Source organism: Sporofaciens sp. JLR.KK001 (assembly GCF_036941055.1).
In the GTDB taxonomy this organism is placed as follows: domain Bacteria; phylum Bacillota; class Clostridia; order Lachnospirales; family Lachnospiraceae; genus Sporofaciens.
In genome coordinates this window covers 2822130-2833873 of record NZ_JAYMNO010000001.1, presented here as the reverse complement: position 1 = coordinate 2833873, position 11744 = coordinate 2822130, and the positions used below count along the sequence as shown (strand labels likewise).

15 protein-coding genes are annotated in these 11744 nt (G+C 50.4%); all 15 read left to right on the top strand.

What is annotated here, in order from left to right:
- Positions 1–2 precede the first annotated feature (2 nt).
- Positions 3–737 carry an ABC transporter ATP-binding protein gene (locus VSQ62_RS14710; protein WP_334635578.1) on the top strand — a complete coding sequence of 245 codons (735 nt, stop codon included), beginning with the start codon at positions 3–5 and terminating at the stop codon, positions 735–737.
- Between the two features lie 475 nt (positions 738–1212).
- On the top strand, positions 1213–2280 hold the full coding sequence (gene trpD, locus VSQ62_RS14705) for an anthranilate phosphoribosyltransferase (RefSeq protein WP_334635577.1): 1068 nt from the start codon (positions 1213–1215) through the stop codon (positions 2278–2280).
- Entirely contained in the window at positions 2277–3071 is a 795-nt protein-coding gene (gene trpC, locus VSQ62_RS14700; RefSeq protein WP_334635576.1) for an indole-3-glycerol phosphate synthase TrpC, read from the top strand. The genes trpD and trpC overlap by 4 nt, the downstream gene beginning before the upstream one ends.
- Positions 3065–3673, top strand: a complete 609-nt coding sequence (locus tag VSQ62_RS14695) for a phosphoribosylanthranilate isomerase (RefSeq protein WP_334635575.1) — start codon at positions 3065–3067, stop codon at positions 3671–3673. The genes trpC and VSQ62_RS14695 overlap by 7 nt, the downstream gene beginning before the upstream one ends.
- Positions 3670–4860 carry a tryptophan synthase subunit beta gene (trpB, locus tag VSQ62_RS14690; protein WP_334635574.1) on the top strand — a complete coding sequence of 397 codons (1191 nt, stop codon included), beginning with the start codon at positions 3670–3672 and terminating at the stop codon, positions 4858–4860. Before VSQ62_RS14695 ends, trpB begins: the two co-directional genes overlap by 4 nt.
- Positions 4853–5629 (top strand): tryptophan synthase subunit alpha, encoded by a 777-nt coding sequence (gene trpA / locus VSQ62_RS14685; protein ID WP_334635573.1) that lies wholly within the window; start codon positions 4853–4855, stop codon positions 5627–5629. The genes trpB and trpA overlap by 8 nt, the downstream gene beginning before the upstream one ends.
- 52 nt (positions 5630–5681) lie before the next feature.
- Complete coding sequence (locus VSQ62_RS14680) at positions 5682–5825, top strand: hypothetical protein (RefSeq protein ID WP_334635572.1); 144 nt, start codon at positions 5682–5684, stop codon at positions 5823–5825.
- Entirely contained in the window at positions 5825–6046 is a 222-nt protein-coding gene (locus VSQ62_RS14675; protein WP_334635571.1) for a hypothetical protein, read from the top strand. Before VSQ62_RS14680 ends, VSQ62_RS14675 begins: the two co-directional genes overlap by 1 nt.
- Positions 6043–6213, top strand: a complete 171-nt coding sequence (locus VSQ62_RS14670) for a hypothetical protein (protein WP_334635570.1) — start codon at positions 6043–6045, stop codon at positions 6211–6213. Before VSQ62_RS14675 ends, VSQ62_RS14670 begins: the two co-directional genes overlap by 4 nt.
- Positions 6214–6267: 54 nt before the next feature.
- Positions 6268–8133 (top strand): TIGR03960 family B12-binding radical SAM protein, encoded by a 1866-nt coding sequence (locus tag VSQ62_RS14665; protein ID WP_334635569.1) that lies wholly within the window; start codon positions 6268–6270, stop codon positions 8131–8133.
- Positions 8117–8851, top strand: a complete 735-nt coding sequence (locus VSQ62_RS14660; RefSeq protein WP_334635568.1) for a TIGR03936 family radical SAM-associated protein — start codon at positions 8117–8119, stop codon at positions 8849–8851. Before VSQ62_RS14665 ends, VSQ62_RS14660 begins: the two co-directional genes overlap by 17 nt.
- Complete coding sequence (ybaK, locus tag VSQ62_RS14655; protein ID WP_334635567.1) at positions 8848–9327, top strand: Cys-tRNA(Pro) deacylase; 480 nt, start codon at positions 8848–8850, stop codon at positions 9325–9327. Before VSQ62_RS14660 ends, ybaK begins: the two co-directional genes overlap by 4 nt.
- A gap of 28 nt (positions 9328–9355) precedes the next feature.
- Positions 9356–9940 carry an HAD family hydrolase gene (locus VSQ62_RS14650; protein WP_334635566.1) on the top strand — a complete coding sequence of 195 codons (585 nt, stop codon included), beginning with the start codon at positions 9356–9358 and terminating at the stop codon, positions 9938–9940.
- Positions 9941–9988: 48 nt separating this feature from the next.
- The gene (locus VSQ62_RS14645; protein ID WP_334635565.1) at positions 9989–11320 is read left to right on the top strand and encodes an aspartate kinase; all 1332 of its coding nucleotides are present in this window, start codon (positions 9989–9991) and stop codon (positions 11318–11320) included.
- A gap of 12 nt (positions 11321–11332) precedes the next feature.
- Positions 11333–11743 (top strand): CBS domain-containing protein, encoded by a 411-nt coding sequence (locus tag VSQ62_RS14640; RefSeq protein ID WP_334635564.1) that lies wholly within the window; start codon positions 11333–11335, stop codon positions 11741–11743.
- Position 11744 lies beyond the last annotated feature (1 nt).

Below are 11744 nucleotides of genomic sequence, written 5' to 3'. Positions count from 1 at the left end.
TGATGGCGGAACTAAAAGTATCAGGGATTACTTTTACATACGAGGAGGCGCCTGTCCTTGAGGATGTGAATATAGAACTGCATGAGCATGAACTGGTGAGTATTCTCGGAGCCAGCGGGTGCGGAAAGACGACGCTGTTCCATATCATCTCCGGACTTCATAAGCCGCAGCAGGGAAAGGTGACATTAAACGGGAAGGACATCACAGGCTGCCCTGGTCAGATCAGCTATATGATGCAGAAGGATCTGCTATTGCCTTACCGGACCATAGAGGACAATGTGAGCTTGCCGCTTATGCTTAAGGGAGAGCCGAAAAGGAAGGCCAGGGAGAAGGTGTCGCTTTATTTTGAAGAATTCGGACTAGAGGGAACACAGAAAAAATACCCGCGTCAGCTGTCCGGAGGTATGCGGCAAAGGGCGGCGCTGCTTCGAACCTATATGTTCTCCAGGGATGTAGCTTTGCTGGACGAGCCGTTCAGCGCTCTTGATACCCTTACAAAGAGCGAGATGCACAGATGGTATCTGGATGTCATGGATAAGATCCATTTGTCCACCCTCTTTATTACCCATGATATTGACGAGGCGATTCTTCTGTCAGACCGGATTTATCTTCTGACGGGGAAGCCTGGACGGGTGACAGAGGAAATTATAATAAAAGAGCCGAAACCCAGAAAAAGAGAGTTTAATCTGACGGAAGAGTTTTTAGAATATAAACGCCGGATTCTGGAACGGCTTTAGACAAAGTATTTGCTAGCCGACTGATTGTGCAAACTAGTAGGAAATCTTAACTTTCCTGTTGACTTCCCGTATATATTGTGCTACAATCAGAAACGATTTAAGAATTTAATACTTCAAACCGTTGAAGCGGAGATAACGGCAACGATGCCTTTACAGAGAGTCTGGGATGCTGAGAACCGGATGAGAAACAAGTTGTCAAATGGACCGCTGAGGGCGCAGTCAAATGGGTTTTCCCAGAGTATTCTGCGACGTTGCAGGCAGACGTCATATGCCGGGGATATGTTGGTATCCTGCTAAGCGCACGGGTCATGCCGTGAATCAAGGTGGCACCGCGGATAGTGTTGTATATTCGTCCTTGACAGATTCTATATTTCTGTCAAGGACTTTTTTGTGTGATACAGGAAATCCTGTTCTCCGAACTCCTTTGACAGAAATTAAGTCAGAAGAGTTTTTTATTTTTTAAGGAGGCAGACAGATGATCAAAGAAGCTATCGTAAAAATCGTAAACAAAGAAGACCTGACTTACAACGAGGCCTATACCGTCATGAATGAGATCATGAACGGTGAGACGACGCCTACACAGAACGCTGCTTTTCTTGCGGCTCTCTCCACCAAGAGCGCCAGAGCCGAGACGACGGATGAGATTGCGGGCTGTGCCGCTGCAATGCGGGCACATGCTACGAAAGTGGAGACGGATATGGAGCTGTTCGAGATCGTGGGCACCGGCGGTGACAATGCGCACAGCTTCAATATCTCCACGACCTCCGCGCTTGTTGCGGCGGCAGGCGGCATGAAGGTAGCCAAACACGGCAACCGCGCCGCATCGTCTAATTGCGGAACGGCGGACTGCTTAGAAGCCCTTGGGGTAAATATCCTGCAGAGTCCCGCTAAATGTATCAAGCTTCTTAGAGAAGCCGGCATGTGTTTCTTCTTTGCCCAGAAGTACCATACCTCCATGAAGTACGTGGGTGCCATCCGTAAGGAGCTTGGCTTCCGCACCGTGTTCAATATCCTGGGTCCCCTGACCAATCCCGGCACGCCGTCTATGCAGCTTCTCGGGGTATATGACGACTATCTTGTGGAGCCGCTTGCGCAGGTGCTAATCAATCTGGGGATCAAGCGGGGCATGGTGGTGTATGGGCAGGATAAGCTAGATGAGATCTCTATGAGCGCACCGACTACCGTTTGTGAGATCCGTGACGGATGGTATAAATCCTCCGTGATCACGCCGGAGGATTTCGGCTTTACCCGCTGTGCAAAAGAAGAGTTAAGAGGCGGTACGCCGGGAGAGAATGCGAAGATCACCCTTGCGGTCTTAAACGGAGAGAGGGGTCCTAAGAGAAATGCCGTGCTGATGAATGCCGGCGCCGCCCTCTATATCGGCGGGAAGGCGGCCAGTATGAAGGACGGCATCACCCTTGCGGCAGAGATCATCGATTCGGGAAAGGCGCTTGCTACACTCCGCCGGCTCATCGAAGTCAGTAACCGTCCGATCAATTATCCGGAAACATCTTCCCCTAATCAGCCGGAGGTGCGGTTATGACAATCTTAGACCAGCTTGCCGGGTATGCCAGAGAGCGAGTGGCCAGGGCCGGGAAGGAGCTGCCCCTTGAAGAACTTAAGAAACAGGCCGTGTCACTGACAGCCTCGGCAGAAGAAAACTTTGCATTTGAAAATGCACTGAAAAAACCCGGAATATCCTTTATCTGCGAGTGTAAAAAGGCGTCCCCCTCCAAAGGGCTGATCGCTACTGATTTTCCGTATATGCAGATTGCAAGGGAATACGAAGAGGCAGGGGCAGAGTGCATCTCCGTCCTTACTGAGCCGAAATGGTTTCTTGGAAGCGACAGGTATCTTCGTGAAATTACAGATACCGTGAAGATTCCCTGCCTTCGCAAAGACTTTATGGTGGATGCGTATATGATCTATGAGGCGAAGGTGCTCGGCGCGTCGGCGGTGCTCCTGATCTGTGCGATTCTGGATGAAGAGCAGATGAAGGAGTATATCGGCATCTGTGACGAACTGGGCTTATCCGCCCTTGTAGAGGCGCATGACGAGGTTGAGGTTAGGTCAGCTCTTCGGGCAGGCGCCCGGATGATCGGGGTCAATAACCGGAATCTTAGAGACTTTACCGTGGATACCGATAACAGCAGAAGACTTCGGGAGCTGATTCCAAGGGATGTATTGTTCGTCTCCGAAAGCGGAATCCGTGATGCGGATGATGTGGAGGCGTTAAGCAAGATCGGCGCCGATGCGGTACTGGTCGGAGAGACGCTGATGAGAGCGGCGGATAAGAAAGCGAGACTGCGGAAACTGCGGGGGATCATATGGTAAAGATAAAATTATGCGGGCTTTCCCTTGCCTGTGATATCAGGGCAGCAAATGAGCTGAAGCCAGAATATATCGGATTCGTATTCACGCCGAAAAGCAGCCGTTATGTCTCATACGAACAGGCAGCAGAACTAAAAGAGATGCTTGCGCCAGGTATCAGAGCAGTCGGCGTATTCACAGACGAGGCTCCTGAAAGAATCGCGGAACTCTTAGATAATGGCGTGATTGATATTGCCCAGCTTCACGGCAGGGAAGATGAAGATTATATAGAGACGCTTCGGGGTCTTACCAATCGACCGTTCATTAAGGCTTACCGTATCAGAACGGCGGAAGATCTTGAAGCTGCGAAGCAGAGCACGGCAGACTATATCTTACTGGATTCCGGGGCAGGCACGGGAAGGGTATTTGACTGGAGGCTGATACGGGATATCGGGAGGCCATATTTCCTTGCGGGAGGGCTTTCCCCTGACAATGTAGAGGATGCGATAACATACCTGCATCCCTATGCTGTGGATGTAAGCTCCAGTATCGAGACCAATGGAAGAAAAGATAAAATCAAAATGGCGGCGTTTGCGGCCGCTGTCAGAAAGGAAGAAAGATCATGACCAATCCAAACGGACGCTTCGGCGTTCACGGCGGGCAGTATATTCCTGAAACGCTGATGAATGCGGTGATCGAACTGGAAGAAGCGTATGATTATTATAAGAATGATGCTGAATTTAACAGGGAGCTTACGGACTTATTCAACGAATACGCCGGAAGGCCTTCTCGGCTCTACTATGCCGGGAAGATGACAGAAGACTTAGGCGGCGCAAAGATCTATCTCAAACGGGAGGACCTCAATCACACAGGCGCGCACAAGATCAACAATGTGCTTGGGCAGGCGCTGCTTGCCAGGAAGATGGGCAAGACCCGCCTGATTGCCGAGACGGGAGCCGGCCAGCACGGCGTGGCGACTGCGACCGCCGCTGCCCTGATGGGGATGGAATGTAAGGTCTTCATGGGAGAGGAGGATACCATCCGCCAGGCGCTCAATGTGTACCGCATGCGGCTTCTCGGCGCTAAGGTCGTCCCGGTTACGACCGGCACAGCGACCCTCAAGGACGCTGTCTCTGAGGCCATGCGTGAATGGACCTCCCGGATCAGCGACACCCATTACTGCCTGGGCTCGGTCATGGGCCCCCATCCGTTCCCGACCATCGTCCGTGATTTTCAGGCGGTGATCTCTAAGGAGATCAAAGAACAGCTTAAGGAAAAAGAAGGAAGGCTGCCCGATGCCGTGATCGCCTGCGTAGGAGGCGGCTCCAATGCCATCGGAAGCTTCTATCATTTTATTGAAGAGAAGGAGGTACGGCTGATCGGCTGTGAGGCGGCGGGCAGAGGCACCGATACGTTTGAGACGGCGGCAACCATCGCCACCGGAAGGCTTGGGATCTTCCATGGTATGAAGTCTTATTTCTGCCAGGACCGGTTCGGACAGATCGCCCCTGTCTACTCTATCTCTGCGGGGCTTGATTATCCGGGGATTGGCCCGGAGCATGCGCACCTTTACGATACCGGCAGAGCCGAGTATGTTCCTGTGACGGACGAGGAAGCGGTCTGCGCCTTTGAATATCTGGCGAGAACAGAAGGGATCATTCCTGCGATCGAATCGGCCCATGCCGTTGCCTATGCCATGAAGCTCGCACCGGCAATGGAAAAAGACAGAATCATCGTGATCACAATATCTGGCAGAGGAGACAAGGACTGTGCCGCGATCGCACGCTACAGAGGGGAGGATATCCATGAGTAATATCAGAAAAGCTTTTGAAAACGGGAAAGCATTCATTCCATTTATCACCTGCGGCGATCCGGATCTTGGGACTACCGCCGCCGCCGTCCGCGCGGCTGTAAGAAACGGCGCCGATCTCATCGAGCTTGGGATCCCCTTCTCGGATCCTACGGCGGAAGGTCCGGTTATTCAGGGTGCGAATCTCCGGGCGCTTACGGGGGGAGTGACGACGGATCAGATCTTCGAACTTGTCCGTGAGATCCGCCGGGATGTGGCGATCCCGATGGTATTTATGACCTATGCAAATGTGGTCTTCTCTTACGGAGCGGAAGACTTCCTGTCAACCTGTAAGGAGATCCGGATTGACGGGGTAATCTTGCCGGATTTGCCCTTTGAAGAGAAGGAAGAATTCTTACCGCTCTGTCATAAGTATGGCGTTGATCTGATCTCGCTGATTGCGCCCACATCTCAAAACCGTATCGCAATGATTGCAAGAGAAGCGGAAGGTTTTCTCTATATCGTATCCAGCCTTGGCGTGACCGGAACAAGGAGTGAGATCAAGACCGACCTTGCATCGATCATTCAGATAGTGCGGGAGAACACGAATATCCCCTGCGCCGTTGGTTTTGGTATCTCGACACCGGAGCAGGCGAGGAAGATGGCCGATATCTCCGACGGCGCGATCGTCGGATCTGCGATCATCCAATTGCTTGAGACATACGGCAGCGAAGCACCTGCGCTGATCGGCGAATATGTACGGAACATGAAAAATGCGATCATAAATATCTAAAAAATGTAGGACGCCCCGCCGATATACTATATATAGGAAATATATCGTTGCTGTGAGCGCCGTCCTTCCTAACAATGTTCACGGAGTGGAAGAGACGGAAGATGATACGGAGCTGAGAGAAGGTTTATCCTTCTCTTTTTCCGGTGACGGATATGATGTGACAGAGACGGGGACGAAGATCATTGAGTTGCCTTAATGGACGGACAGGGGAATTATTACTTCTATGGAAAGAAGCCTGGGGATACGATTCGCGTGCGTGTTCCTCAAAAGGACAACTATATAGATGAGCTGTTGAAGTTTCAAAGCGGCAGTGAAAATTATATTGAGAAAGAATTCGAGATCGCGGCGATCGTAAGCCGTCCTTTGGCGTGGGAACAGGGGGTTCTGCAAGAGGGGCTTGCCGGGATGCTCTTATGACCGGTCTGATCATGACGAATGAACAGATGGAAGAAAACTCTGGGATCATTGACTATAGTTTTATAAATATATGGAGTGCTGGCGGATGTGCTGCAGTTTTTGCATGCATAGCAGCATTTAAAAAGTCATATCGAATCGAGGGATATTTGCTTGAAGTTCTTCCTTAAAATGTATATAATATTGACAATTAAGTTCAAATCAATATTTACGAAAGGAAAACCATGAGAAAATTAGCCTTAAATGATGAAATATTACTCAAAATCGAGAAACCTGCCCGCTACATCGGCAATGAAGTGAACTCTGTCATGAAGGACAAATCTAAGATAGATATCCGTTTCGCCATGTGCTTTCCGGACGTCTACGAGATCGGCATGTCCCACCTTGGAATCCAGATCCTCTACGATATGTTCAACCGCCGAGAAGACGTCTGGTGCGAACGGGTCTATTCCCCATGGACAGACTTAGATCAGATCATGCGAAAAGAGCAGATTCCCTTATTCGCACTGGAATCCCAGGATCCCATCAGGGAATTCGATTTTCTTGGGATCACGATTCAGTACGAGATGTGCTATACGAACATCCTGCAGGTCATAGACTTAAGCGGCATCCCTCTGAACGCCTGCGACAGATCGGAATCCGATCCCATTGTGATCGGAGGCGGACCCTGCACCTATAACCCGGAACCTCTGGCAGAATTCTTCGACCTGTTCTATATCGGAGACGGAGAGACGGTCTATGACCAGCTCTTAGACGCTTATAAAGAGAATAAGAAGAACAGTGGTTCCAGAAAGGACTACCTGCAGAAGGCGGCCGGGATCGAAGGAATCTATGTCCCGCAGTTTTACGAGACTGAGTATAAGGAAGACGGAACCATCGCTTCATTTAAGCCCACGGATCCTCATGCCAAGCCTGTGATCCAGAAGCAGATGGTATCGAACCTTACAGACACCTATTACCCTATGGCTCCTGTGGTTCCGTTTATCAAGGTCACTCAGGACCGTGTTGTATTAGAGATCCAGAGAGGGTGTATCCGAGGCTGCCGTTTCTGCCAGGCGGGTATGCTCTACCGGCCCACCAGGGAACGGAAGGTAGAGACGCTTAAGCGATACGCCTACACGATGCTTAAGAATACAGGCCATGAGGAGATCTCCCTAAGTTCCTTAAGCTCCAGTGATTACAGCCAGCTAAAAGAGTTGGTCACATTTCTGATCGAAGAATTCAAGGACGAAGGGATCAATATCTCCCTTCCGTCCCTGCGGATCGACGCCTTCTCGCTGGATGTGATGGGGAAGGTTCAGGATATCCGAAAGAGCAGCTTAACCTTCGCGCCGGAAGCAGGCTCCCAGCGGATGCGGGATGTGATCAACAAGGGGCTGACCGAAGAGATCATCTTAGACGGCGCAGGCCAGGCCTTTGAGGGCGGATGGAATAAGGTGAAGCTGTACTTTATGCTGGGGCTTCCGACTGAGACCGTAGAGGATATGAAAGCGATCCCAAGACTTGCGGACAAGATCGCAAGACGGTATTACGAGATTCCCAAGGATAAGCGCAACGGTAAATGCCAGATCACGACAAGCACCTCTTTCTTTATTCCCAAGCCGTTCACTCCGTTTCAGTGGGCGAAGATGTATGATAAGGAAGAATATGTTGCAAGGGCGGCAGTTGTCAAGCATGAATTCCAGGAGCAGCTCAACCGCAAGAGTCTTAAGTACCACTGGCATGAAGCAGATGTGACGGTGTTGGAGGGCGTGTTCGCCAGAGGCGACCGCAGACTTTCCAAGGTTATCCTGGAAGCATACCGTCTGGGATGTCTCTATGACTCCTGGACTGAGACCTTCGACAATGAGAAATGGATGCAGGCATTTGAGAATACCGGTGTGGATATAGGATTCTATAATCTTAGAGAAAGGGACCCAGGCGAGATCTTCCCGTGGGATTTCATTGATATCGGTGTAACGAAGGAATTCCTGTATCAGGAGTGGGAGAGGGCGCTGAAGGGTGAAGTAACGCCCAACTGCCGGGTGAGATGTTCCGGCTGCGGCGTCATGAAGTATAAAGGAGGTGTCTGCGTTGAAAGCAAGAATTAAGTTCCGCAAATACGGCGTGATGCGGTTTATCGGGCATCTGGATGTGATGCGGTTTTTCCAGAAATCCATGCGGCGTGCCGGGATCCCCATTGCGTTTACCGGCGGCTACAGCCCGCATATGATCATGTCGTTCGCTCAGCCCTTAGGAGTGGGAGTGACCAGCGACGGGGAATACCTGGATATCGAATTGAAGGAAGAGATCGATCCGCAGGAAGCGGTCCGGCGTCTGAATAAAGTGATGGTAGAAGGGATCGAAGTCGTGAATTTCTGCCGGATACCGGATGATAAGAAGTGCAGCGGCATGACCATTGTTGCGGCGGCAAGCTACAAAGCAATACTTCTGGAATCCGCCAGATCTGCAGACGTTCCCAGGGCATTTCCGGAATCATGGAGCGGGAAAGCAGACGAATTCCTGCGGCAGGAAAGTATAGTGGTCCTGAAAAAGACTAAGCGAAGCGAAACACAGACAGACATCAAACCGATGATCTATCAGATGAAGCTTGAAGAAGACGGAATCTATCTGTTCCTGGCCGCCGGGAGCGAGCAGAACCTGAAACCAGACCTTGTAATCCGGGCTTTTCTGGAATTCATCGGAGAAGATCCTGATAATGTTCCCTTTCACTACCACCGCATTGACGTGTATGCCAGGAATGTGCCGGAGCCAAAGAATTCCCATAAGTTTATCCCATTAGATTCTGTTAGGAGTATCCAAATATGAGCAAAAAAGAAGTGAAGACCAATGCCATGCGCATTCTGGACCGTCAGAAGATTCCCTATGAGTATGAGGAATACGAGTGTAAAGAATTCATGGACGGTATACAGGTCGCAGACCAATTGGGTTACGACCATTCGCTGGTATACAAGACATTGGTCACGACAGGGAAGACGGGGCAGCACTATGTGTTTGTGATCCCCATCGAAGAAGAGATTGATTTCAAGAAAGCAGCGAAGGTAGTGGGGGAGAAGTCTCTGGAGATGCTGCACTTAAAAAACCTGACCTCCGTGACCGGCTACATCCGCGGCGGATGCACCGCCATTGGAATGAAGAAGCAGTATCCGACGGTCATCCACGAAGCTGCCGAAGAGTTGGAATACATGTATGTCAGCGGCGGCAAATTAGGGATGCAGCTAAAGCTTCGGCCGGCAGACCTCAAGAAAGCCTCCCACGCATATTTCGCAGATGTGATCCGATGAAATTTTCATTATAAAAAAGGAGCAAAATATGAATACAGTGATATTTGATGTAGGTAATGTACTGGCGGGTTATGACTGGGAGAGTTATCTTAAGACCTTCCGCTATCCGGCAGACGTCTATGAACGGGTGGCGGACGCAGTATTCCGTAATGCGGACTGGGAGGAGGGCGACCGGGGCAAGATCTCTGCTAAAGAATGGCTTCATCTCTTCATAGCCAATGCGCCGGACTTAGAGACAGAGATCCGGGAAGTGTTCGCGGGCTTTGAAGGTACGATCGTTCCGCTTGATTACTCAACAGATTGGCTTGCATATTTCCGCAGGCAGAACTATAAGCTCTATTATCTGTCTAACTATTCCTGTGAATTGTATCATCGAACCAGGGACAAGCTTCGGTTCCTTGAAGATTTCGACGGCGGAATCTTCTCCTTCGAGGTGAAATGCATCAAGCCGGAGGAAGAGATCTACCGTCTGCTTCTTGACCGGTATCAGATCCGTCCGGAAGATGCCGTATTCTATGACGACCGCCCGGAGAATGTGGAAGCTGCAAGAAGACTTGGGATGAACGGCGTCGTATTTCATGAAGATATTCCATTGCAGATGATGCGAAAATAGTGTATACTGAGCGTCAGTATGAATACAGTTTGGAGGATTACAGGAAAGATGAATAAGGTTGTAAAATTTGGTGGAAGCTCACTCGCGAATGCAGAACAGTTTAAGAAGGTCGCAAGGATCATCCAGAAGGATGAGTCTAGAAGGTATATCATTCCGTCCGCACCGGGGAAACGTACGCCAGATGATACAAAGGTAACAGATATGTTATACGGCTGTTATAATCTTGCCATCATGGAAGACGAGTATGAGGAAGAGTTTGAAGAGCAGTTGTCCGCGATCCGGGCGCGTTATGACGATATCATAGAGGGACTGGGGCTTGCTGTTGACCTGACCGAAGAATTCAAGACCATCCGCACGAATTTCACCAGGAAGGCGGGAAGAGACTATGCCGCTTCAAGAGGAGAGTACCTGAACGGAATCCTGATGGCGGCTTATCTTGGATATGAATTCATTGACGCAGCGGACGTGATCTTCTTTGATGCGGCGGGGAATTTTGACGGGGAGAAGACGAACGCCGTATTGTCCGCGAAGCTTGATGAGACCGAGCGGGCGGTGATTCCCGGATTCTACGGTTCGATGCCGGATCAGAAGGTCAAGACATTTTCAAGAGGCGGATCCGATATCACCGGATCCATCGTTGCCAGGGCCATCAAGGCGGATATGTATGAGAACTGGACCGATGTGTCGGGATTTCTGATCGCAGATCCGCGTGTAGTTAAGAATCCCAAGGCAATTGATGTGATCACTTACCGTGAGCTTCGGGAATTATCCTACATGGGCGCGACGGTCCTCCATGAGGATGCCATTTTCCCGGTAAGAAGGGAAGGAATCCCCATCAATATCCGCAATACTAACTCGCCGGAAGACAAGGGGACTCTGATTGTGGAAGGGACATGCAGGAAGCCGAGATTCGTGATCACCGGAATCGCCGGCAAGAAGGATTTTGCCTCCATCACAGTGGAGAAGGCTATGATGAATTCTGAAGTCGGATTCTGCAAGAAGGTGTTGGAGGTATTCGAGAAGAACGAGATCTCCATTGAACATATGCCGTCCGGAATTGATACCATGACTATCTTCGTACATCAGGATGAATTCGAAGAGAAGGAACAGAAGGTGATCGCGGGGATCCACCGGATGGTGGAACCGGATTTCCTGGAACTGGAATCAGATCTTGCCCTGATCGCCGTCGTAGGGCGCGGAATGCGGGCTACCCGCGGCACATCAGGACGAATCTTCTCTGCCCTGGCTCATGCGAATGTCAATGTGAAGATGATCGATCAGGGTTCCAGCGAATTAAACATCATCATCGGTGTCAGGAATCATGACTTTGATGACGCGATCAATGCAATCTACGATATATTTGTCAAGACTATGATCTAGGAAGGAGCCGCAATGAATATTTTATTTTTCCTGAAGCCCAAAAGCGAGCTGGCCTACATCAACGATTACCATACGCTCCGTCAGGCTTTGGAGATCATGGAATACCACAAGTATTCTTCGGTGCCCATTCTGAACAAGGAAGGGAAATATGTCGGTTCCATCACGGAAGGCGATCTCCTGTGGTCTTTGAAGCGCTGGAACCTTCTGAACCTTAAGGATGCGGAGGATATCAGCGTCATGAAGGTAGAACGCCGGCTTGATTACCAGTGCGTGACGGCCAAGTCCAAGATGGAGGACCTGATCGGACGTGCCATGGAGCAGAACTTTGTGCCGGTGGTGGACGATGAGGGACATTTTATCGGAATGATCACCCGGCGTGACATCATCGAATACTGTTATACTAGGATGAAAGGCGGTAAGTGAG